Origin of the sequence: Shewanella sp. BJSY2023SW007, from assembly GCF_047314525.1 — a bacterium.
In the GTDB taxonomy this organism is placed as follows: domain Bacteria; phylum Pseudomonadota; class Gammaproteobacteria; order Enterobacterales; family Shewanellaceae; genus Shewanella; species Shewanella chilikensis.
In genome coordinates this window covers 1-23461 of record NZ_JBKORL010000115.1, presented here as the reverse complement: position 1 = coordinate 23461, position 23461 = coordinate 1, and the positions used below count along the sequence as shown (strand labels likewise).

Sequence of the window (23461 nt, the reverse complement as noted above, 5' to 3'; positions counted from 1 at the left end):
ATTGACATCCTCCTCGCCGTAAACGACGAGGATTCCTACTGCGGTTAGGCGCGAACGCCGGACTCGCTTCGGTGGGTTCCTGCTGCTGGCGGCATTGTTGCACCACTCACTTCACAGGCTAATCGGGCGTGTCCCGCCCTTAATACATTGATCGCGCCGACGACATCGGCGTTTTCTTCAAAGCCACATTCCACACAGGCAAACCGAGCTTGCGTGGCGCGGTTATCCTTCGATATGTGACCACAGCACGGACACGTCCGGCTGGTGTTTTTCGGTGGAACGGCGATCAGGTGGCCACCATTCCATGCCAGCTTGTAATCGAGCTGGCAACGGAACTCAAACCAGCCTTGATCAAGAATGGCTTTATTCAGGCCTGACTTCGCCCTAACATTCCTACCCTGTTGCTCGGCGGTTCCTGCCGCTGATTTTGACATGTTTTTGACCTGCAAATCTTCAATACAGACTATCGCGTGGTTTTTGCTAATGTCGTTTGAGATTTTATGCAGGTAGTCACGGCGGCTGTTGCCGATATTGGAATGAATGCGCTGAACTTTGGCTTTGGCCTTTTTCCAGTTATTGCTGAATTTTACCTTGCGGCTCATGGCCTGCTGCGCCTTGCGCAAAGCGGTTTCGTGCCGTTTGAAACTGTTGAGCGGGGCGTAAAAACGGCCATCGGACAGGGTGGCAAAGCGGGCAATGCCCATGTCAATGCCGATGGCATCGCCCTGATGCACGGCAATTTCAACTTCCCGCTCGGTCTGGATCGATACATACCACTTACCACAAACCTGACTGACCGTGACGTTTTTAATCTCACCTTCCACCGTCCGGCTGTTGCGGTAACGCAGCCAGCCGAGCTTGGGCAGGAAGAGTCGATTATTGCCTTGCTCCAGTTTCACCCCTTGTGGATAGCGAAAGCTATCTGACTGACCCTTCTTTTTGAAGCGCGGGAAGTCTGCTCGTTTGGCAAAGAAATTTTTGTACGCCCGATCTAAATCTTTCAGCGACTGTTGCAGCGTTTGAGAAGGTGAATCAGACAGCCATTTTGTTTCTGGCTCTGCTTTCCATTGTGGTAACAGATTATTCAGTTCAAAGGCCGATAGTTTCTTTTCACCCTGCTCATGTCGTTCTTTTTGCAACGCCAGCGCCTTGTTATAGACAAACCGACAAGCACCGGAGAAGCGGCGCATCTGGCGCTGCTGCTCTCCAGTGACAATCAGTTCGAATTTGTAGGCTTGCAGTCGTTGCATGGCTTGCTCATACTGTGTCAATACAACTCAATTATAGATTGGTCTATGGAAATTGAAAACGATTTAAGGCATGGCAGGCATTGCGTTTTTAAAATGCACGTTCATTTGGTCTTTGTAACAAAATACCGACGAAATGTCTTTACCAAAGAAGTGCTGGATGATCTAAAAATCTTTTTTGAAAAGGTCTGTCTTGATTTTGAATCAGAGCTGGTTGAGTTCGACGGTGAAGACGACCATGTGCATTTGTTGGTGAATTACCCGCCGAAGGTGGCCGTGTCGAATCTGGTTAACAGTCTCAAAGGTGTATCCAGCCGGATGATCCGAAAAAAGAATTACCCTTCGATCAAAAAGAAACTCTGGGGAGGTGCGCTCTGGTCGCCCAGTTATTTTGCGGGGAGCTGTGGTGGTGCGCCAATTGAGATCATCCGGCAGTATATTGAGCAGCAACAAACTCCGGCGTAGCCCTCAGAACGGCTTCGCCGTTGCGCTATTCATCCTCGCCCTGAACGGCGAGGTTTTCCGCGCTATCCGATAAACAAGATCTATTAAGGGTTGTAAAACCTATGATGAATAGTGATTATGGCCAGTACTTGCATAAGCTATGCCTGAAAGTTAATTAATAGCTCAGGATAAAGTGTTATTGCCTGGGACTGTGTTCGAAATACTGTGTCAGATCAATAATCATCCACTGATGTAGGTTTCGGGAGTCCTTTAAAATGAATAAGTTTAAAAAAGAAGAGCGCCAAATTTGGCGCTCTTCTTTTATCGGGAAGATAGTCCTGTTTTTGGTGGGACTACTGGAGAGATTGATTTGGTAATCAACACTCGACGATATTAACTGCCAGGCCGCCTTTGGCGGTTTCCTTGTACTTGCTGCGCATATCTTTGCCGGTGTCCATCATGGTCTTGATCACCTTATCCAGGGAAACCTTGTGATTACCATCGCCGCGCAGTGCCATGCGTGAGGCGTTGATGGCCTTGACAGCGCCCATGGCGTTTCGTTCGATACAGGGAACCTGCACCAGGCCGCCGACAGGATCGCAAGTCAACCCCAGATTGTGTTCCATACCGATTTCTGCCGCGTTTTCAACATGCTCGACCGTACCACCCATGATTTCGGTCAGTGCGGCGGCGGCCATAGAGCAAGCCACGCCGACTTCGCCCTGACAGCCAACCTCGGCTCCGGAAATGGAGGCGTTTTTCTTGTACAGAATCCCTATGGCCGCCGCCGTCAACAGAAAACGGCAACAGACATCTTCATCCACTTCCTGAACAAAGGTGTCGTAGTAGCAGAGCACGGCAGGGATGATACCGGCGGCGCCATTGGTGGGCGCCGTTACCACCCGATCGCCGGCGGCATTTTGCTCATTCACAGACAGGGCAAACAAGTCCACCCAATCCATGGCATTGAGGGGATCGATATTGTTGCGGCCTTCGGCCTTGAGGCGGCGATGCAGCGCCGGGGCGCGGCGGCGCAGTTTAAGGCCACCGGGCAAAATGCCTTCTTTCTGATAGCCTTTTTCGACGCAGGCTTTCATGGTTTGCCAGATATGCCACAGTTTGGCTTTGACTTCATCTTCTGGGGCTATGCTGAGCTCATTGGCCATCATCAGCGAAGAGATGCTCAGGCCATTGTCGCAGCAAAGCTCCAACAGTTCGCTGGCGGTATTGAAATCGTAAGGCGCCTGGGCGATGGGAGTCGCCGGAGAAGCGTTACGCTGCTGAATTTCATCTTCATCGAGAATAAAACCGCCGCCGACCGAGTAGTAAGTGCGTTGATACAAACACTCTCCGGCCTTGAGGGCGTAGAGTGTCATGGCGTTGGCGTGTGCCGGCAGTGTCTTGCGCCTGTGGTAGGTGATACCATCTTCGCGGGTAAACTTAACCTTACGGCCATCGCTGAGCGTCAGTGTCTGGCTGTCGGCTACTTCTGCCAGAATCGCCTCTATGCTGTCGGTGTCGACGGTTTCCGGATCTTCCCCCATCAATCCCAGAATCACTGCCTTGCCGGTACCGTGGCCCTTGCCCGTTTGTCCAAGAGAGCCAAAAAGTTCTGCCTGCAGTTCGTCGACCTGTCCAAGTAAGTCATCTGCAGCCAGTTGTTCGATAAAGATTTTGCCCGCTTTCATCGGACCCACGGTATGGGAACTGGAAGGCCCTATACCTATCTTGAACATATCGAATACGCTAATCATTTGGTTAACCCTGTTGCTGTTTCGTTGTTATTTTAGTCATTGGGAGGCGCATTGCTCGCGCATGCGCAGGTTTCGGAGTAACCTTGACCCAAGTTACTCTGCCCATGGGCAAGTATCCCATACTTTTGGCCTGGAATATCATTAGTTATTCTTATTAAGCTAAGGTTGCATTAGCCTTGCTAACAAAGGGATTGACCCTGGTTGCGCTTTCCTTGCTGCCATACCTGTATCGGGGCTAACACCATTTCGTACCTTTTTCAGTCGCTTTCATGCGCGGTACCCTGTTGGAGATGTTTATGAGTCACTTAATGCTGGATCTTGCCTCTGTCGAGTTGACCCAAGAGGAGGCGTCTGTCCTGCAACATCCGGCCGTTGGCGGCCTAATTCTTTTCAGCCGTAATTACCAAGACAGAGAGCAACTGATAGCCCTGATCCGCGCGGTTCGTCGGGTGCGTCCCGAACTGCTAATTGCCGTCGATCATGAAGGGGGCAGGGTACAGCGTTTTCGCGAGGGATTTACCCAAATCCCAGCCATGGGCGATATATTGCCGGCCGCCGCAGGCTCGCTGGAGCTGGCAACAACCTGGGCCAAAGAGCTGGGCTTTTTGATGGCCGTCGAGCTATTGGCCTGCGACATAGATTTAAGCTTTGCCCCTGTGCTCGATCTCAATGGTATCAGTCAGGTGATAGGCACCCGAAGTTTCGCCTCCAAGCCCGAGCAGGTCACCGCGCTGGCAGCGGCCTTTATTGAAGGCATGACTGAGGCCGGTATGGCCGCAGTGGGCAAACATTTTCCCGGCCACGGCAGCGTCGAGGCCGACTCCCATATTGCCCAGCCGGTCGACCCGCGCAGCTATCAAGAGATTGCCGAGTGTGATATGCAGCCTTTTTCACAGCTGATCGCCAAAGAGATGCTCCAAGGTATTATGCCGGCTCATGTGATTTATCCCGAAGTAGACCCAAACCCCGCCGGATTTTCATCTTTTTGGCTCCAGCAGGAGCTGCGCGGCAAACTGGCCTTTAATGGAGTGATTTTCTCGGACGATCTCGGCATGAAAGGGGCGGCGGTAGCAGGAGACTATCAGGCCAGGGCCAGAGCGGCACTGGAAGCCGGTTGTAACATGGTATTGGTATGCAATGACCCCGAGGGCGCCAGAAGCCTTCTGGGAGACTTCCCTTGGCCCGAGGGCAATCCTTTTCCGGCTGCGACATTGAGGGCAGACCCTGCTAAGGTGATGCAAGCATTGCAGGATGAAGCGCGCTGGGAGCGAGCCCGCGAGCTGGCGGCAAGGATTTCATCCACAAAAAATTGATTTGGCACAATATAGGCGCAAACTAACTTGGTTAGTTTGAAACCTGTATAACCATGACTGGAATGAGACTTGAGGAAACAAAATGATTTTGTATTTTCACGGATTTGATGCCACCAGCCCGGGTAATCATGAAAAAGTCAGGCAGTTACAGTTTATTGATGATGATGTGCGTCTCATCAGCTACAGCACCCAGCATCCCAGACACGATATGCAGCATCTGCTGAATGAGGTCAGTAAGCAGCTTAAACTCACTGACGATCCCAAGCCATTGATCATAGGTGTGGGGCTGGGGGCCTATTGGGCCGAACGAATTGCTTTCCTGTCCGGGCTCAAGGCGATATTGGTCAACCCCAATCTTTGGCCGGAGGAAAACATGCCCGGCAAGATAGACAGGCCGGAAGAGTACGCCGATATTGCCAGCAAGTGCGTGACCGATTTTCGCAGCAAGAACCGTAACCGCGCCCTGTGCCTGCTGTCGACCGAGGATGAAGTTTTGGATAGCACCCGCAGTCATGCTTTGCTCAGCCGCTATTATGAAGTGGTTTGGGATAAGCAGCAGAGTCATAAGTTTGCCTCGCTGGCGAGCCATTTGACTCAGATAAAAGCCTTCAAGCAGAATGAGGGTGTAGAGCGCGTCGGTTAAACCCTCTTTTGTGCGGTAAAACAAGCCCTTTTTGTGATCGATGTCACGAGAGGGGTTTCGGGTTGTTGTTCCGTTTGTTGCGCTGGTTGCATCGGGCCTGTAGCTGTGTAAAGTTACGTTTTATGGTGGTTTTGATACAAAGTGTTACGCTTTGTGGTTGCAAAATTACCGGACATTTTGCGTATGTCGCCCGATGCAGCTAACACTCTTTTGTTAGCTGTTTTTTTTGCTTTTTTGTTAATCAACTGCTTGATTTATAAGCATAGCAAGATAATGAAGCCACAAGGAGACGCCCATGAAGCGGGTGCTGCTGACTGTAAAAGGCAAGGTGCAGGGAGTCTGTTTCAGACGTTTTACCCAGCAAAAGGCTCAGTCACTGGGGGTGACGGGGTATGTGCGCAACAAAGAAGATGGTTCGGTTGAAGTGTTGGCGCAGGGGGCTTATCCGGCCGTCGATCACTTAATAACCTGGTGCGAACAGGGGCCACCTCAGGCGCGGGTCGATAGTGTCTATGTGGAAGAAGACGAGGCAGATGAGATCTACCTCGACTTCTCTATCAGCCACTGATCAGAGCTCTTCGCTACTTTCAGCTTGAGTTTGGCTGCCCGGCTGAGCCATACGCCTTACCTGTAGGATCATCCCCATTCTGGGATGATCGAAGTAGTGTATTTCCCCGCTGCGAATACGGCGATTTTGCTCCATGGGAATGCTGTAAAGAAAGGGAGTTTGCAGCTCAGGCTCACCTTCCTGGGTGGCCAGAGATTTATAGCCGGCTTCCCTCAAGTTAAAGCGGGTTTCCACATAGAGATAATGGCTGAGATAGATATTCAAAAGCCCATCAAGCTCCCACACTGCCTTGGGCGTTTGCGGCACCATCAAGCTCCCAAGCGCTGCATATTCCTCACTGCCCATTTGAGTTGGTTCACTCAGGCCATTGTCCAATGCTTGCTCAGGCAGTTTTTCTTCAGATAAGTCTTCTGATAAACCATTCAAAGATGAGTTCGAAGCCGTGTCCAACTGGCTCTGGGGCAAGCCTGAAAGCTTGAAGTCTGAGCCAAAGTTACGGCCACCGAAGAGATGCAGTGCCTCGGCTCTGTGGCGGGGTTTCATCTGTTGCTGCCAGGTGAGATGCAAAAGCCCTTTCAAACCGCGTTGCCGCTTGAGGGCATTGATAACACCGCCAAATTGGGCCCGACTTTCACTGAGCAGCAGGGCGCCGGGTTGGGCGGCTGTGCTGCTGTCTCTGGGGCTGATATTCACAGGCAACTGCTTGGGCATACGGATTTCCGCTTGCCGCTGTTGGCAAGGCAAAGCGGTGGCATCCGCTTGAGTCGTGTTATCGGCCTGGGCCAGAGATATCACTTGGCCTGCCTGAAGGGGGCGGCCGCGCTGTGAGCCGGAGGCATCGTTATTGAGAGCCTTATCTGCTGCGCTGCCTGCGGATTGAGATTGCCATTGCGGATCACAGTCTCCCCCAGCCATGCTGCTTGAGCTGATTTCGGTGGCGACCTGGGGAGTGATCAAGTCTATGGTCTTGTTCAGTTTGAGCTCCAGCGGCGTATCCGGCCACTTTTCCGTGCTTGGCCCGGGGCGCTCAAACAGGTATACCTCGACTTCGTACCAAGGATATTGTGCCGCCTGCAATACAGGCGAAAGTGTCAGCCCCAGAACCAGGGTTGCCAGCATATTTCGATACACTATTTTTCTCCCACAGTGTGTTGTGCCAGTTGTTGCAGCAGAATACCTACCATCTCCAGGCGTTCTTTACTGCTTTCGGCCGCCAGGGTGAACTTTAACTTATTCGGTCCATCCATTCGATAGATTTGTGGCTGGGATTGCAACAGGCCGATGATAAAGCCGGGATCGATAATATGATCGTCACTGAACTCGACACTGCCGCCGCGGGCGTGAAAATCGAGTTTTTTCAGCCCGAGCGCGGTGGCCTGATGCTTGTAGAGTGTCAGTTGCATCAGGTTTCGGGTAGCTTCAGGCAACAAACCGAAACGGTCAATCAGTTCCACCTTGAGCTCATCCAGCGCCGCTTCCGTAGTGCAGTTGGCTATCCGTTTGTAGAGCGACAGGCGAATATTGACATCGCCCACATAGTCTTCCGGCAACAGCGCCGGGATCCTCAGCTCGATTTCACACTGCTGGTTGAGCATCTGTGCCAAAGATGGCTCCTTACCCTGTTTCAGCGCCTTGACCGCCGACTCCAGCATCTCCATGTAGAGGCTGAAGCCTATCTTGGAGATGTGGCCGCTCTGTTCATCCCCCAGCAATTCACCGGCGCCGCGGATCTCCAGATCCTGAGTCGCCAGCATAAAGCCGGCACCGAGATCTTCCAGAGCGTCAATCGCTTCCAGGCGCTTGCGGGCATCTGAGGTCATGCGTTTCGGATGCGGGGTCATCAGATAGGCATAAGCCTGGTGATGGGAGCGGCCAACCCGGCCCCTGAGCTGATGCAGCTGCGCCAATCCGAAGGTGTCGGCCCGCTCTATGATGATGGTGTTGGCGCTCGGTACATCAATACCGGTTTCAATAATGGTGGTACACACCAACACGTTGTAGCGTCTGTGGTAAAAATCTGACATTACCCGCTCCAGCTCGCGCTCGCGCATCTGGCCGTGGGCCACTACCACTCTGGCATCGGGCAACAGCTCGCGCAGCTCCTCGGCGCGTTTCTCTATGCTCTCCACATTGTTGTGCAGGTAATAGACCTGGCCGCCACGGAGGATCTCCCGCTCTATGGCCTCACGGACACTGGCCTTGTCGTATTCGCGCACAAAAGTTTTCACCGCCAGGCGTTTGGCCGGCGGGGTGGCGATAATCGACAGATCCCGCATGCCGGACATGGCCATATTCAGGGTGCGGGGAATAGGGGTCGCCGTCAGGGTGAGAATATCCACATTGGCCCTGAGCGCCTTGATCTTCTCTTTCTGCCGTACCCCGAACCTGTGCTCCTCATCTATGATAAGCAGGCCGAGGGCGTCAAATTTTACCTCGCTGTTGAGCAGCTTATGGGTGCCGATAACAATATCCACTTTGCCGTTTGCCAGGTCGGCAATCACCTGTTGCTGCTCTTTGGCGGTGCGAAAACGGGACATGACTTCAATCTGCACCGGCCAGTCGGCGAACCTGTCCTTGAAGTTTTCATAGTGCTGCTGAGCCAGCAGAGTCGTGGGCACCAACACCACCACCTGCTTGCCGGCGTTGACGGCAACAAAGGCGGCGCGCATGGCCACTTCTGTCTTGCCAAAGCCCACGTCACCACAGATCAGACGGTCCATGGCCACCGGTGACTGCATGTCGGCGAGAACGGCGGCGATGGAGGTTTCCTGATCCACTGTCTCCTCGAACGGGAAACCCTGGGCGAACAGGGCGTATTCGGTCTCATCCAGTTCACAGGCCTCGCCGGGGCGGGCCTGACGGCGAGCGTAAACATCCAGCAGCTCGGCGGCCACATCACGAATGCGCTCAATCGCCTTCTTCTTGGCCTTGGCCCAGCTCTCGTTACCCAACTTGTTGAGGTTGGGGGATTCATCCGGTGCCACGGCGTAGCGGCTGATGAGGTGGAGTGACGACACAGGCACATAGAGTTTGTCGCCACCGGCGTATTCCAGCTTGAGGTATTCGGCCACCACGCCGCCGGTATCCAGGGTTTCCAGCCCCTGATAGAGGGCGACCCCGTGCTCCAGGTGCACTATGGGTTGGCCGACCTTGAGCTCGGCGAGGTTTTTAATCAGGGCATCGCTGCTGATCTGCCGCTGTTTTTCCCGCCGTCTCTGCTGGGAGATCCGCTGACCGAAGAGCTCGGTTTCGCAAATTATGCTCAGCTTGGGCTCATGGAGTACGCAGCCCTTGGCAAGGGGCGAGACGATTAACCCCAGCTGTGCATCCGAGTCGATAAACGCCTTAAGATGCGGGAACAGTACCGGGCGCAACTCTATCTTGGCCAGCAACTCCATCAGCGCCTCGCGGCGGCCTTCGGATTCGGCGCTGAGCAGAACTCTGCCTGCCGAGGCGATATAGTCGGCCAACGCCTGCAAGGGCTGCTTCAGCTTATGGTTGACCGAGATATCCGGCAGCGCGCTTACTGCAGCCAATTGCTGCTGTTTTTGGGCATCCACCTGGCTCAGCTGCAGTCTTGGCCAGCGCTTGAAGGCGGCAAACAGCTGCTCGGTCAACAGATATAGGTCGGCCGGGGCCAGCAAGGGCCGCAGCGGATCGACCCGCCTGTCTTCATAGCGATTGCGCACCTGAGTCAGGTGGGTGTCGGCGGCCTGCTGCAGGTCGCCCAGCGTCAGCAGTTGCACATCGCCGGCAAAATAGTCTAATAGGGTCGCGGTTTCATCAAAGAACAAGGGCAGGTAGTTTTCGATACCGGCGGGCATCAAATGGCGGCTCACCTGCTGATAGATGGACTCGGGCTCTTTAACCAATACTTCAAAATAGCGCCGATAACGCTGGCGGAAGCCTTCTATGGCCCGTTCATCTGTGGGGAACTCCTTGGCCGGCAGCATTCGTATCTGCGACAGGGGTTCCTTGGATAGCTGGGTTTCAGGATCGAAATGGCGAATCGATTCCACTTCATCATCGAACAGTTCAATTCGCAGCGGCTCGGCTGAGCCCATGGGAAAGATATCCAGAATCGAGCCGCGAATGGCAAATTCGCCATGTTCATAAACCTGGCCGACCAGATGATAACCGGCGCTGACCAAGTGCTCGCGCATCTGTTGCAGGCTGTAGTTGTCACCCTTGTTCAGCAACATCACATTGGCCGACAGGAAGGACTTGGGCGGCAGTCGCACCATCAGGGTGTTGATGGGCACTATTACCAGGGCGCGCTTGGCACTTGGCAACCTTGACAGGGTTTCCAGCCGCTGGGAGATTAGATCCTGATGCGGCGAAAAGCTGTCGTAGGGCAGGGTCTCCCGATCGGGAAACAACCACACGGGCAGGGCATCACCCAGAAGGTATTTAAGTTCGGCTTCCAGTGTCAGGGCGGTTGGCGTATCTGCTGTTACCAACAGGCTGACACCTTGATGTTGGCGGGCGAGGTTGGCCAAGGTCAGCGCGCGCTCCACGCCTTCGCCGAGGCCGAGATGGCGGATCTCGCCGGCCTTTGGGGCACCCGCAGGCGCCAGTACAGAAAACTTATTCATTGAAGATGTGATAACAGATTCATTCTGAATGGATTGCGCACCATTGTAGAGATTTAGGATGGCTCATGCCAGTTGGGATCCTGACTGGCCTTACGCCTTTTGAGCTGCTTTTGTTGCACGCTGAGACTGGCCTTGACCAAGAGTTCGATATCGGCATCCTGGATCACCCGATAGTCGAGATCGGCCAGAAACTGGCCTTCATGGCCTGGGTCGGCGCGGCATTCCCGCACCGAGGCGATACACTGCAAGGACAGGATTTCATCGCGAATAAACAGGGTCAGCTTGCAAAATGTACCGGCGTCCAGTGCCTGGGGTAACTGCACCCGCACGCCGCTGCCGCCAAATTGCACCCCGGGACAGTGTTGGCCTTCGCGGCTCTCCTGCTCCAATACGTGCTGTAACACCAGATCTATCTTACGGGACTGGAGTTTGAGGTAGTCGACTATCGCCCGGCCCTCATCGCCGAGTTGCCTCAGCTGTAACAAACAGCCGGCTTCCAGCGCCTTGACCTCGCTCATCAGTTTCAAGCCGGTGGATTGCATCGCCAGCAGTTGGCTCTCGGTCGGCAAGGGAGTGTCCTTGGGCCAGAGGCTGAGATAGACATCGAAGGCGTGGGGCACGCTGAAGTATGGATTGGATTCAGGAAACAAGGTCCCGCCTCTTGTATTTACCCGGTCAATCCACCTATTATCGTGCCCACTTCATTGATTTAGCAAGCGCAGCGCACAGGACATGCTATCCCTCTCATGAATCCGGGACTCTCATTTTACATAGGTTATCGTTACTGGCGTGCCCGCAAGGCCAACGCTTTTGCTTCCTTTATTACCTTCTTCGCCGTCAGCGGGATTTTTCTCGGGGTGGCAGCATTGATTATTGTCAGCTCTGTGATGAACGGCCTGGAAGGCCAGCTCAAGACCCGTATCCTGGGGGCCATTCCACAACTGACAGTACATACAGACCACTCTTTTGATGACTGGCAAAGCTTTAAAGGTGATTTACAGCAATTGCCCGGCGTGCTTGGGCTGGCGCCCTCGGCGACCACCCAGGCGATGGCCCAGTCGGCCGATAATATCAGTGCGGTGCAGCTCTATGGCATCTACCCCGAGGCCGAAAAAAATCTCTCGGTTATAGCCAAACACGCCTATCTGGATGCCTTCGATTCGCTCAGCAGCGGCAGCTACCGGGTGTTGTTGGGCTCAGAGCTGGCACGGCGGCTCAATGTTGCCACCGGAGACAAGCTGCGTCTGCTCAGCGGTGATGGTGTGGTGTACTCGCCGCTCGGGCCTGTTCCCAGCCAGCGAATTTTTGAAGTGGCGGGTATTTTTGAGATGGGTTCTCAGGTCGATGCCGGGGTGGCTTTTCTGCACTATGAAGATGCCCGCCGCTTGATGCGTCAGTCGCCAAAGCAAATTCAGGATCTCAGGCTGTTTCTGAGCGACCCCTTCAGCGCCCCGGCGCTGACGCCCAAGGTTGAACATTTGTTCGAAGCTAAGGGCGTTGAGGTGAGCGTCAGCGACTGGCGTGACAGTTATGGCCATCTCTTCGCCGCGGTGAAGATGGAAAAGAACATGATGTCTTTGATGTTAAGCCTGATTGTCGCGGTGGCAGCCTTCAATATTGTCTCGGCGCTGGTGATGATGGTGGTGGATAAAACTGCCGATGTCGCCGTGCTCAAGACCCAGGGGCTGGGCAGGCTGGATATCATGACCATTTTTATCTCCCAGGGCTCCCTCAACGCTCTGATAGGCCTGGCGCTGGGCCTCGGGGTTGGCATAGTGGCCACCCTCAACATCAATCCGCTGCTGTCGACCCTGGGGATTGCTGTATTGGGCGCCGGGCAGAGGTTACCCGTGCAGCTGGAACCACAGCAACTGGTGCTTATCGCCATCGGCACTCTGCTGATGACTCTGGCCGCCACCTTGTACCCGGCCATTCGGGCCGCCCGGGTAGAACCTGCGACTGCACTTAGATATGAATAAGAGAATCAATACCATGCAACAAGCCGCGCTCCTTGAAGCCAAAGCCGTCAGCAAGAGTTATCAGGAAGGCAAGCTCAGCACCAAGGTGCTGGAGCAGGTCGACCTCAAGGTGTATCCGGGGGAGCAGTTGGCGATTGTCGGCAGTTCGGGCTCGGGCAAGAGTACCTTACTGCATATTCTTGGCACCCTGGATAAGCCCTCTGCCGGTCAGGTGTTGCTCGAGGGCGAGGATTTATACAAAGCCTCGGCCTCCCGCCAGGCACAGCTGCGCAATCAGGCGATGGGCTTTATCTACCAGTTTCATCATCTGTTACCCGAATTCAACGCCCTGGAAAATGTGGCCATGCCGGGGCTGATTGCCGGTCGCCCCAAGGCGGAAGTGCGAGCGCAGGCCAGGGCCTTGCTCGAAAGAGTGGGGCTGGGACATAGATTGGATCACACCCCGGCGGAGCTTTCCGGTGGTGAGCGCCAGCGGGTGGCCATTGCCAGGGCCTTGATCAACAGCCCCAAAGTGGTACTTGCCGATGAACCTACGGGTAACCTGGATGCCCACAGCGGCGAGGCTGTCTATGAGCTTATCCGCGAGCTGGCCTCGCAACTGGGCACGGCTTTTGTGGTGGTAACCCATGATCATCAACTGGCAGCCAGGATGGATAGGCAGCTGCAGATGGTCGATGGTCGTTTGTCGGCGCCGGAGGCGGGCCAATGACGGCGCATCCCGCCTTGCTGCCCCTGGTCATCGGCTGGCGCTTTTACCGCGCCCGCCAGAGCAGCAGCTTTATCAGTTTTATCTCTTTTGCTTCCACCGCAGGTATCGCCCTCGGGGTTGCCGTGCTTATTCTGGTGCTGTCGGCGATGAATGGCTTTGAGCGCGAGTTGGAGCAGCGCCTGCTCGGGGTTGTGCCCCAGGGGGAGTTGAGCCAGGTCCGCGAACCTATTCATGACTGGCGTCAGATAGTGTCGGACGCCGAGCAAATCGACGGCATCAGCGCCGCCGCTCCTCTGGTACGTATGCAGGGCTTGGTGCAAAAGCCGGGCGGTTTTGTCGGTTTGTCTGTGGTGGGGGTTAACCCCGAGGCCGAAGCGCGGGTTTCGACCCTGAGTCAGTATCTGACACAGGAAAGCTGGCAGAGCCTTGAGGGCGACAGCAATCATATCGTGCTGGGCCAGGGGATGCTGGACAAACTGGGACTTAAGGTGGGTGATCGCCTGACCCTCTATCTGCCATCACCCCATGGCCAGGGCAGTGGTCAACTGGCGCAGGCCCGCAGTCATTCGTTGTTGATAAGCGGCAGTTTTCGTCTCGGCGGCGAGCTTGAATACACCACGGCTTATGTGCCCATGGCCTATGCCCAGCGCCTGCTTGGGCTTGCAGACGAGGTGACCGGGGTGAGAATCAAGGTTGAGCGGGTATTTGAAGCGCCGCGGCTGATTCGCGAGCTGGGTTATGCCCAGAGCCAGACTTTGTATCTCAATGACTGGACCCGCACCCAGGGCCACCTCTACCAGGACATTCAGCTGGTGCGCACCGTCATGTATCTGGTGCTGGCATTGGTAATAGGTGTGGCTTGTTTCAACATAGTCTCCACCCTGGTAATGGCGGTGCGTGACAAGGCTTCGGAAATCGCCATCTTGATGACCATGGGACTTAAGCGCGGCGCCGTGATGCTGGTATTTATTGTCCAGGGCGCGCTCAATGGTGTGCTGGGCTGCGCCATAGGAACCTTGCTGGGGGTATTGCTGGCCAAGAATCTCTCGGCCATCGCCAAGGGGATTGAGCAGTTGACCGGGCATAAGTTGCTCTCGGGGGATATCTATTTTATCGATTTCTTGCCATCCAGGCTTGAGCTCACCGATGTGTTGGCCGTGGTGGCTATGGCGCTGCTGATGAGTCTGCTGGCTACCTTGTATCCGGCATTCAGGGCCAGTCGAATAGCCCCGGCAACCGCCCTGGCCGGGCGTTGATAAGCGACAGGCAGATCCTAAATAGCAAGAACCCGGCCATCGCCGGGTTCTTGCTATTTGTTGGTTGAATGCGCTTTGGGTTGCCAAGTTTGGTTAGCGCTAAGACTATGTATCCCTGAAGTACTCCTGAAGTATCCCTGAATTGTGCCGCTCCAGTGACGTTACTGCCAGCAGCAGTTATTTACGTCGTTTTTGCCACTGCAGATAGATGGAGTACTGCCAGGCACTCTTGATCACAAAATATCCCGTCAGGGCGCTGATCACACCCAATACCAAACAACCGAACAGGAAAGGTGGGCCTATGGTGCTGATGGAGGATTCTATCCAGGCCCAACTGGCTTCGAAGACAAACTGCTGCGGCGGGTGATTGAGCAGCTTGGCACCTATCAAATAAGCCAGATAAAACATGGCCGGCATGGTTACTGGGTTAGTAATCCAAACCAGAGCGACTGACACCGGCAGGTTGACATGAAAGTAGATCGCCAGCGCCGCCGCCAACACCATTTGAAACGGCATTGGCATCCAGGCAACAAACAGGCCTATGGCGAAGGCGCCGGGGGCAGAGCGGCGATTCAGTGCCCAAAGATTGGGTTTGTTCAGCAGGCTGCCGAAGATCTTGAGGTGTTTATGATTCCTCAGTTTCTCCGGATCGGGCATGAATCTCTGAATGATCTTTTTTGGCATAGGCTCAGATTGCTGTCTTAAATTACTCAATGATGAATCAATGCTTATCGGGCTTTGGCATCGCCGTACTTTCGGCCATGCTTTGGCCCTGGATACCGCCCTTATTCTCATTGCCAATTATTGCAGTGCTGCTGGTTTTGTGCCTCAGAGTCTGGAGCGGGAGCTGGATCCCCAAGGGAAGAGCTTTGCTCTATGGTGCTTTGGGCGGCGTGCTGTGGGTCAGTGTTTACTGTCAGTTAGTCATTGATATTAAAAGCCTTACTGACTCATCATCCAGCTCTGAAACATCTGTTACTCAGACACTGCGGGGCGAAATCATATCACTAGTTTCTGCAAACGGCGACTGGATCCGCATGGATATTCGGCCAATTGATGATAATTCTGCAACCCTGTTGGCACCCCTGGCCTCGATGTGGCGTTTGAGCTGGCAGGGGGATGCATTGCCGTCGCCGCAATTGGGTGAGGTGTGGCAGTTTGAAGTCAAGCCCAGATCCTTTGCCGCCGTGCTCAATCAGGGCGGCTTCAATCGTCAGCGCTATCTGCTTGGTGAGCGGATAACCGCCAGAGGCCAGGTAATATCAGGTGAGCGGCTGTTGCCATCAACTGGGCTTCGGGCACGTTTGGTCACAGAGTTAACTCCAGTATTGGCCGAAATTGAGGGCGGTGATTTGCTGCTGGCGCTGACCTTGGGTGAGCGGTCACTCTTTTCCGAGGCGCGCTGGCAAGAGTTACGCCAATCCGGCAATGCCCACTTGGTGGCGATTTCGGGGTTGCATCTTTCGGTGGTCGCTTTCTGGTGTTATCTGCTGAGTTTTGGAGCGCTCAAGCGTTGGGCACCCGTCTATGGGCGGCGCAATTTGGTACTGGCATCTTTGGCGGCATTGCTGATGGCACTCTTTTATGCCTATCTGGCAGGTTTTGCCATTGCCACCCAAAGAGCCTTGTTGATGCTGTGCTTGTTGGTGTTATCGACTTTAATGATGCGCTATGCCTCGGCCTGGGAGCGGCTGCTGTGGGCACTGGCCTGTGTGCTCTTGATTGATCCCTTGGCCAGTCTCAGTGGCGGCTTTTGGCTGTCATTTTCGGCGCTGGCGTTAATTCTGTTGAGCCTTAATCACCAAGTTCATAATCCTAAGGCTCTGGAGCAGGAGCAAGTACTGACCCACTGGCCAGCAAAGCTCAAGCGCTGGGCCCTGGCATTCTGGGCGATACAGTGGCGCCTTTGTCTGGGGCTGTCGCTACTGCAGGCGGTACTCTTTGGCGCCGTGACGGTTCACAGTTTGTGGCTCAATTTGCTGCTGGTGCCTTGGTTCAGTTTGCTGGTGATCCCCCTGGCGCTGCTGGCACTGCTGCTGTGGTCGATATTTTCCGTTCTCGGCATGGATGCAGTGGCACTCATGCCTTGGCAATTGGCGTCTTTCAGTCTCTGGCCGGTACAAAAATTATGGCAGTTCAATAGTCAGCTTCCCGGTGGCTGGCTCATGTTGCCGCAGGCTCTCAGCGCCGCGGCGCTGTTGCTGTTTCCGGCATGGCTTTGCTGGCGTTTGCTGCCCAAGGGGCGGGGAGTGGCGATGCTGCTGATAATACCCTTTGTACTGCAGCTCGGGCTATGGCTTGGCCTGCTCAAACCCAAGGGCTGGCAAATGCATATGTTGGATGTAGGCCAGGGGCTGGCTGTGGTGGTACAAAAGGGGCCACATGCCTTGCTTTATGATACAGGTGCGGCCTTTGGCGAGCGTTTCAGCTACGCAGAGCGGGTGATAGTGCCTTTCCTTGGTGCCAAAGGTGTGACCAAACTCGATTACCTGATTATCAGCCATGGGGATAATGACCACGCCGGTGGCACTCAAGTGCTGATGCAGGCCTTTGACAAGGCAGGGTTGATAACCGATGTTTCTGAGCTACAGAGCCGTCATTCAAAGCGTTGGCACAGGGGCTGCCGTCCGGGGATGCTTGATTGGCAAGGGATAGAGCTTAACTTTCTTGGCCCCAAAGTGCCTGAGCCAGGCAACAACGGCTCCTGCGTACTGCAACTCTTCGATGGTCATCATAGGGTGCTGTTGCCGGGGGATATAGAATTGGCCGGTGAGGTCGCCTTATTGCATGGAAAAGGCTCACTTGAGAGTGATATTTTACTGGCGCCCCATCATGGCAGCCGTACTTCATCCCATCCTGAGTTTATCGGCGCAATCGCACCCGAGTGGGTGTTGTTTGCTGCCGGGCATGGCAATCGCTGGGGATTTCCCAAGGAGGAGATACGCTTGAGGTATCGGGCCATCGGCGCCCAAGCCTTGATTTCCGGGGAGCTGGGGCAGGTGAGTCTCCACTTTGATGGCCAGGGTTACACAGTGCACAGTTACCGCGAGGATCTGGCGCCATTTTGGTATAACCGCTTGTTTGGGTTTGGTATGGCAGGGAATCCAGAGTAGAATGGCGACTTTGTCATAAATATAGTTTCGCTGATGAGCACATCTCAACAACGTGAAGTCTGGACAGTTTTCAGACGTTTGCTGACCTACCTCAAGCCCCTCAAAGGGGTATTTGTCATCTCGATTCTGGCGTTGATCACCTATGGGGTTGTGGACGCTACTTTTATCGCTTTTGTGAAACCTTTTATCGATGAAGGGTTTGCCAATAATTCGGTCGTTGCCGGCGTCGAGCTGGGTACCTCCAAGGGGTTTAATGCCAGCTCGGATGTGTTGACCATGGCTCCCTTTGTGGTGGTGGGGCTGTTCAGTCTTCGGGGGGTGGCCAACTTTGTCTCTACCTATGGCATCTCTTATATCAGCGCCAAGCTTATTCAGGACATGCGTCAGCAGGTGTTTGAACACATACTGTCGCTGCCGGTCAGCTATATGGACAGGGAAAACACAGGTTCCTTGATCTCCAAAGTGACCTTTGACACAGAGCAAATCGCCAGAGCCTCCGGCAGTGCGCTGATCACCTTGGTGAGAGATAGCGTTACTGTCATAGGCATGCTGGGATTGATGTTCTATTACTCCTGGAAACTGTCGCTGTGTATTCTGATCATTGGTCCTTTCATCGGGGTGGTGATTGCCGTTGTCAGCCGCCGCTTCCGTAAAGTATCGCGGCAGATCCAGGGCGCCATGGGGTCAGTGACTGCTGTGACCGAGCAGATGATCAAGGGCCACAAGAACGTATTGTCTTTTGGTGGTCAGAAGACAGAGGCCGATCGCTTTGCCAAGGTCAACGATCACAACCGTTATCAGAATATGAAATTGGCTGCGGCCCAGGCCATCAGCCAGCCGCTTATCATGATCATCGGCTCCTTTGCATTGGCCTTTGTACTCTATGCTGCCAGTTTTGACAGCCTGAAGGATGAACTGACGGCTGGTACCTTTGCCACTATCCTGGGCGCTATGCTGGCCATGTTACAGCCCATCAAGAACCTGACCCGGGTCAACGCCGAGTTTCAACGTGGTATCGCCGCCTGTACCACAGTGTTTGAGCTGCTGGATACTCCCGGGGAATCCGATAGCGGCACTCACACAGTAGAGCGGGTTGAAGGCAATCTGCGTTTCGATAATGTCAGCTTTGGTTATCCGGGACAGGAACGTCTGGCGCTTGAGAATATCGACTTTGAAGTGCGTCAGGGGCAGACACTGGCGCTGGTGGGCCGCTCAGGCTCGGGTAAGTCGACCATCGCCAGTCTGGTAACCCGTTTCTACACCGGGCTCAAGCAGGGGGAGATCACCCTGGATGATGTCAGCATTTACGACTATTCACTCAAGTGTTTGCGTAGCCAGGTTGCGTTGGTGTCGCAGCAGGTCACCCTGTTCAACGACACCATAGCCAACAATATCGCTTATGCCTACCCAGGCGAGGCGACCCGCGAACAGATAGAAAACGCCGCCAGATTAGCCTATGCGATGGAGTTTATCGAAGCCTTGCCCCAAGGACTGGATACCGAGATAGGTGAGAACGGCGTGATGCTGTCTGGTGGTCAGCGCCAGCGGATCGCCATTGCCAGAGCCATCCTCAGAGACGCCCCTGTGTTGATCCTTGATGAGGCAACCTCGGCACTGGATACCGAATCCGAGAAGGCGATTCAGAAGGGGCTGGATAACCTGCGCCGCAATCGCACCTCGATTGTGATTGCCCACAGACTGTCGACCATTGAAAGTGCCGATCAGATATTAGTGGTCGATCAGGGCAAGATCCTCGAGCGTGGCACTCACCAGAGTCTGCTGGAAAAGGATGGGACGTACGCCAAGCTGTACCAGATGCAATTCGGAGGTTAAGTGGAAGCTCTGCTTAACCGTATCTGGTATCACAAGCATTGGGCAAGGTGGCTACTTTGGCCGCTTTCCTGGCTGTTTGCTTTGCTCAGTGGCCTGAGACGCCTGGGGTTTAAACTTGGCCTCAAGGCCTCGCAAACTCTGCCTGTACCTGTGATCATAGTCGGTAATATTACCGTTGGCGGCAGCGGCAAGACGCCAACCGTCATCTATTTGATTGAGCTGCTCAGGCACTATGGCTATCGGCCCGGAGTAATAAGCCGTGGTTATGGCAGTGGTCAAACTGAACCTAGGCTGGTGCCTCCCGGGGCCAATCCAAGCGATTTTGGTGATGAGCCGGCGATGATAGCGGCCCGTACTCAAGTGCCCATGGCCGTGGGAGTGGATCGTATCGCCACCGCCGAGTTACTGCTTACCTCCAACACTGTGGATATTATTATCAGTGATGACGGTTTGCAGCACTATCGCTTGGCGCGGGATATCGAAGTGGTGGTTGTTGATGCCAGGCGCCGCTTGGGCAACGGTATGTTACTGCCGGCGGGCCCTTTGAGAGAGGGAGCCTGGCGCTTGGAAAAGGCTGATTTTGTAATCCACAACGGCGAAGCCTGTGATACCGTCAGAGAGTTTGGTATGCAGCTCATTCCCGGTGCAGTACTGAGTGTCGCAGGGGAAAACCAGACTCAGGCCCCCACAGCGCCTATGGCGGTAAAAGCCATGGCCGGTATCGGTAATCCGGAACGTTTTTTTGAAACTCTCTCTCAGATGGGGTTCAAGCTCGAAGCCCAAGAGGTCTTTGCCGATCATCAGGCCTACAGTCTGGAGGCCTTGACGCCGCTTGGTGATGAACTGCCGCTGCTGATGACAGAAAAAGATGCGATCAAGTGTCGCGAATTTGCAAAACAACACTGGTGGTATTTGGCCGTCAATGCCAAGCTATCACCCCAATTCGATGCCCAATTGCTGACTCGGGTGCGAGAGGCAATGGCAAGCAAACAAAAGGCAAACCAAAAAGGACAGTCTGATGGCGTTTGATAAGAAACTATTGGAAATCGTAGCCTGCCCCATATGTAAAGGCAGACTGGAGTATGACAAGCAGGCACAGCAACTCATCTGTAAGGCAGATAGGCTGGCTTATCCTATCAATGATGGGATCCCTGTGCTGCTGGCTGACAAGGCCGAGCCTTGGCAGGAAAAGCAATAACAGCCCCTGTCCGATCCCCCCAATCCGCAACAGCGGATTGGGGTCTACATTTCTACTTCCCTCCCTGGCATCGTCTCCCTCTTTTGTATTAGTTGTTGTGTTTGGAAATTGTTAATTTCATTCATCAATTGTTTTTATCATTAAGCCTCTGTGGTATTAGTCTCTAAAAATGCGTTAAATAGCAGGGTTTTAGCCTAAGTGAATTTGCTTTAATCGCCATTCCCTAAGATACTAATAAGAATTTTCTGTGAACCACCACCAATTCTTGGAAGGGAGTCCTGTCCATGGAGCAACCTAAATTCAATCAATATGTTCTGCGGGTGCTGGAAGCTCATCCCGGGGAGCGTATTTGCTCGTTTGAATATGAGGGTAAAAAATACTGGCTCAAACAGGCAGAGACTCTTCAGGGGGCCATGCGGGTGTTGAAACCCAATCCTCAACTGGCGCTGGAAAAAGAGAAACAGACTCTGGAACATCTGGCCAGCCGCTCAGCTCCTGTGCCGCGCATTGTTCAGTCCGATAAGGGCTACTTTGTCGTGGAAGATGCCGGTGTGACAGTCAAAGACTGGTTGGCACTCAAATCGCAGGATCAGCAAGGCATGCAGCAGATCCTCAATGACAGCGCCGCTGCTCTGGCGGGTTTGCACAGTATGGGCTTGGCCCACGGCCGTCCGGCACTCAGGGATATCAGTTGGCAACAGGGACAGGTAACCTTTATCGACTTTGAAGCCAATCAAAAGGGTAAAGACATGCTGATGCAGCAGATAAGGGATCTGCTGGTGTACATTCACAGCTTATACCGCTACATGGGGCCGGCCAACGAAGCGATTGCCCAAGCGATAGCCAGTTATCGCCAAGCCGGTGGTGAAGCTATCTGGCATGAGACCAGAAGTTTCCTGGTCAGTTGGCAGTGGCTCTATCTGTTGCTGAGGCCGTTTCGCGATATAGGCGGCCGTGATCTCAAGCCCATCTATTGGGTGTTGTGGCATTTTCGCAATATTCCTGCCTGAGCCTTGCCGAGTCATTGACATCCTCCTCGCCGTAAACGACGAGGATTCCTACTGCGGTTAGGCGCGAACGCCGGACTCGCTTCGGTGGGTTCCTGCTGCTGGCGGCATTGTTGCACCACTCACTTCACAGGCTAATCGGGCGTGTCCCGCCCTTAATACATTGATCGCGCCGACGACATCGGCGTTTTCTTCAAAGCCACATTCCACACAGGCAAACCGAGCTTGCGTGGCGCGGTTATCCTTCGATATGTGACCACAGCACGGACACGTCCGGCTGGTGTTTTTCGGTGGAACGGCGATCAGGTGGCCACCATTCCATGCCAGCTTGTAATCGAGCTGGCAACGGAACTCAAACCAGCCTTGATCAAGAATGGCTTTATTCAGGCCTGACTTCGCCCTAACATTCCTACCCTGTTGCTCGGCGGTTCCTGCCGCTGATTTTGACATGTTTTTGACCTGCAAATCTTCAATACAGACTATCGCGTGGTTTTTGCTAATGTCGTTTGAGATTTTATGCAGGTAGTCACGGCGGCTGTTGCCGATATTGGAATGAATGCGCTGAACTTTGGCTTTGGCCTTTTTCCAGTTATTGCTGAATTTTACCTTGCGGCTCATGGCCTGCTGCGCCTTGCGCAAAGCGGTTTCGTGCCGTTTGAAACTGTTGAGCGGGGCGTAAAAACGGCCATCGGACAGGGTGGCAAAGCGGGCAATGCCCATGTCAATGCCGATGGCATCGCCCTGATGCACGGCAATTTCAACTTCCCGCTCGGTCTGGATCGATACATACCACTTACCACAAACCTGACTGACCGTGACGTTTTTAATCTCACCTTCCACCGTCCGGCTGTTGCGGTAACGCAGCCAGCCGAGCTTGGGCAGGAAGAGTCGATTATTGCCTTGCTCCAGTTTCACCCCTTGTGGATAGCGAAAGCTATCTGACTGACCCTTCTTTTTGAAGCGCGGGAAGTCTGCTCGTTTGGCAAAGAAATTTTTGTACGCCCGATCTAAATCTTTCAGCGACTGTTGCAGCGTTTGAGAAGGTGAATCAGACAGCCATTTTGTTTCTGGCTCTGCTTTCCATTGTGGTAACAGATTATTCAGTTCAAAGGCCGATAGTTTCTTTTCACCCTGCTCATGTCGTTCTTTTTGCAACGCCAGCGCCTTGTTATAGACAAACCGACAAGCACCGGAGAAGCGGCGCATCTGGCGCTGCTGCTCTCCAGTGACAATCAGTTCGAATTTGTAGGCTTGCAGTCGTTGCATGGCTTGCTCATACTGTGTCAATACAACTCAATTATAGATTGGTCTATGGAAATTGAAAACGATTTAAGGCATGGCAGGCATTGCGTTTTTAAAATGCACGTTCATTTGGTCTTTGTAACAAAATACCGACGAAATGTCTTTACCAAAGAAGTGCTGGATGATCTAAAAATCTTTTTTGAAAAGGTCTGTCTTGATTTTGAATCAGAGCTGGTTGAGTTCGACGGTGAAGACGACCATGTGCATTTGTTGGTGAATTACCCGCCGAAGGTGGCCGTGTCGAATCTGGTTAACAGTCTCAAAGGTGTATCCAGCCGGATGATCCGAAAAAAGAATTACCCTTCGATCAAAAAGAAACTCTGGGGAGGTGCGCTCTGGTCGCCCAGTTATTTTGCGGGGAGCTGTGGTGGTGCGCCAATTGAGATCATCCGGCAGTATATTGAGCAGCAACAAACTCCGGCGTAGCCCTCAGAACGGCTTCGCCGTTGCGCTATTCATCCTCGCCCTGAACGGCGAGGTTTTCCGCGCTATCCGATAAA

Annotated in this window: 20 protein-coding genes; 13 read left to right on the top strand and 7 right to left on the bottom strand. The window is 53.9% G+C overall.

Features of this window, described 5'->3' with window-relative positions; genetic code table 11:
* Positions 1-44: 44 nt before the first annotated feature.
* Positions 45-1250, bottom strand: a complete 1206-nt coding sequence (locus ACMHXE_RS19970) for an RNA-guided endonuclease InsQ/TnpB family protein (protein WP_165564833.1) — start codon at positions 1248-1250, stop codon at positions 45-47.
* Between the two features lie 45 nt (positions 1251-1295).
* Between ACMHXE_RS19970 and tnpA (ACMHXE_RS19965) the strand changes: the two genes are divergently transcribed.
* Positions 1296-1712: an IS200/IS605 family transposase gene (tnpA, locus tag ACMHXE_RS19965; RefSeq protein WP_335909953.1), complete on the top strand. Its 417-nt coding sequence runs from the start codon at positions 1296-1298 to the stop codon at positions 1710-1712.
* 356 nt (positions 1713-2068) lie between these two features.
* On the opposite strand, the gene ACMHXE_RS19960 is transcribed toward tnpA (ACMHXE_RS19965), so the two are convergent.
* Positions 2069-3445 (bottom strand): L-serine ammonia-lyase, encoded by a 1377-nt coding sequence (locus ACMHXE_RS19960; protein WP_215774196.1) that lies wholly within the window; start codon positions 3443-3445, stop codon positions 2069-2071.
* 296 nt (positions 3446-3741) lie between these two features.
* On the opposite strand from ACMHXE_RS19960, the gene nagZ reads away from it, so the two are divergent.
* The 3 genes from nagZ to ACMHXE_RS19945 all read left to right on the top strand — a co-directional run bounded on the left by nagZ (position 3742) and on the right by ACMHXE_RS19945 (position 5969).
* Positions 3742-4758, top strand: a complete 1017-nt coding sequence (gene nagZ / locus ACMHXE_RS19955; RefSeq protein ID WP_412514719.1) for a beta-N-acetylhexosaminidase — start codon at positions 3742-3744, stop codon at positions 4756-4758.
* Positions 4759-4840: 82 nt separating this feature from the next.
* A complete protein-coding gene (gene ycfP / locus ACMHXE_RS19950; RefSeq protein WP_101095812.1) occupies positions 4841-5401 on the top strand; it encodes an alpha/beta hydrolase YcfP in 561 nt (186 codons plus the stop codon).
* A gap of 295 nt (positions 5402-5696) precedes the next feature.
* Positions 5697-5969, top strand: coding sequence for an acylphosphatase (locus ACMHXE_RS19945; protein ID WP_101056694.1), 273 nt, complete (start codon positions 5697-5699; stop codon positions 5967-5969).
* On the opposite strand, the gene ACMHXE_RS19940 is transcribed toward ACMHXE_RS19945, so the two are convergent.
* Genes ACMHXE_RS19940 through ACMHXE_RS19930 form a run of 3 tightly spaced genes read right to left on the bottom strand, consistent with a single transcriptional unit; the run spans position 5970 to position 11214 of the window.
* Entirely contained in the window at positions 5970-7100 is a 1131-nt protein-coding gene (locus ACMHXE_RS19940; protein ID WP_413733186.1) for a CsiV family protein, read from the bottom strand.
* The gene (gene mfd, locus ACMHXE_RS19935) at positions 7100-10564 is read right to left on the bottom strand and encodes a transcription-repair coupling factor (RefSeq protein WP_413733184.1); all 3465 of its coding nucleotides are present in this window, start codon (positions 10562-10564) and stop codon (positions 7100-7102) included. The genes ACMHXE_RS19940 and mfd overlap by 1 nt, the downstream gene beginning before the upstream one ends.
* A gap of 53 nt (positions 10565-10617) precedes the next feature.
* Positions 10618-11214, bottom strand: a complete 597-nt coding sequence (locus tag ACMHXE_RS19930) for a hypothetical protein (protein ID WP_028780486.1) — start codon at positions 11212-11214, stop codon at positions 10618-10620.
* A gap of 96 nt (positions 11215-11310) precedes the next feature.
* On the opposite strand from ACMHXE_RS19930, the gene ACMHXE_RS19925 reads away from it, so the two are divergent.
* From ACMHXE_RS19925 to lolE, 3 genes are read left to right on the top strand one after another with little or no spacing between them, the layout of a single operon-like run.
* The gene (locus tag ACMHXE_RS19925) at positions 11311-12543 is read left to right on the top strand and encodes a lipoprotein-releasing ABC transporter permease subunit (protein WP_208166329.1); all 1233 of its coding nucleotides are present in this window, start codon (positions 11311-11313) and stop codon (positions 12541-12543) included.
* Entirely contained in the window at positions 12536-13252 is a 717-nt protein-coding gene (gene lolD / locus ACMHXE_RS19920; protein ID WP_044734777.1) for a lipoprotein-releasing ABC transporter ATP-binding protein LolD, read from the top strand. Before ACMHXE_RS19925 ends, lolD begins: the two co-directional genes overlap by 8 nt.
* Complete coding sequence (lolE, locus tag ACMHXE_RS19915; RefSeq protein WP_215774201.1) at positions 13249-14508, top strand: lipoprotein-releasing ABC transporter permease subunit LolE; 1260 nt, start codon at positions 13249-13251, stop codon at positions 14506-14508. Before lolD ends, lolE begins: the two co-directional genes overlap by 4 nt.
* A gap of 177 nt (positions 14509-14685) precedes the next feature.
* Here lolE and ACMHXE_RS19910 read toward each other — a convergent pair whose 3' ends face one another.
* Positions 14686-15192: a DUF2062 domain-containing protein gene (locus tag ACMHXE_RS19910; protein ID WP_100142371.1), complete on the bottom strand. Its 507-nt coding sequence runs from the start codon at positions 15190-15192 to the stop codon at positions 14686-14688.
* Positions 15193-15221: 29 nt separating this feature from the next.
* Between ACMHXE_RS19910 and ACMHXE_RS19905 the strand changes: the two genes are divergently transcribed.
* From ACMHXE_RS19905 to ACMHXE_RS19885, 5 genes are all read left to right on the top strand, one after another.
* Positions 15222-17621 carry a DNA internalization-related competence protein ComEC/Rec2 gene (locus ACMHXE_RS19905; RefSeq protein WP_413733181.1) on the top strand — a complete coding sequence of 800 codons (2400 nt, stop codon included), beginning with the start codon at positions 15222-15224 and terminating at the stop codon, positions 17619-17621.
* Positions 17622-17654: 33 nt separating this feature from the next.
* Positions 17655-19454 carry a lipid A export permease/ATP-binding protein MsbA gene (gene msbA / locus ACMHXE_RS19900; RefSeq protein WP_101056686.1) on the top strand — a complete coding sequence of 600 codons (1800 nt, stop codon included), beginning with the start codon at positions 17655-17657 and terminating at the stop codon, positions 19452-19454.
* Complete coding sequence (gene lpxK / locus ACMHXE_RS19895) at positions 19455-20483, top strand: tetraacyldisaccharide 4'-kinase (RefSeq protein ID WP_335924864.1); 1029 nt, start codon at positions 19455-19457, stop codon at positions 20481-20483.
* Complete coding sequence (locus tag ACMHXE_RS19890; RefSeq protein WP_025011023.1) at positions 20473-20652, top strand: Trm112 family protein; 180 nt, start codon at positions 20473-20475, stop codon at positions 20650-20652. The genes lpxK and ACMHXE_RS19890 overlap by 11 nt, the downstream gene beginning before the upstream one ends.
* Before the next feature lie 284 nt (positions 20653-20936).
* Positions 20937-21662, top strand: a complete 726-nt coding sequence (locus tag ACMHXE_RS19885; protein WP_028780479.1) for a phosphotransferase — start codon at positions 20937-20939, stop codon at positions 21660-21662.
* Positions 21663-21719: 57 nt separating this feature from the next.
* Here the strand turns inward: ACMHXE_RS19885 and ACMHXE_RS19880 are convergent, their stop codons facing one another.
* A complete protein-coding gene (locus tag ACMHXE_RS19880) occupies positions 21720-22925 on the bottom strand; it encodes an RNA-guided endonuclease InsQ/TnpB family protein (protein ID WP_165564833.1) in 1206 nt (401 codons plus the stop codon).
* Between the two features lie 45 nt (positions 22926-22970).
* On the opposite strand from ACMHXE_RS19880, the gene tnpA (ACMHXE_RS19875) reads away from it, so the two are divergent.
* The gene (gene tnpA / locus ACMHXE_RS19875; protein ID WP_335909953.1) at positions 22971-23387 is read left to right on the top strand and encodes an IS200/IS605 family transposase; all 417 of its coding nucleotides are present in this window, start codon (positions 22971-22973) and stop codon (positions 23385-23387) included.
* The last annotated feature ends 74 nt before the right edge of the window (positions 23388-23461 follow it).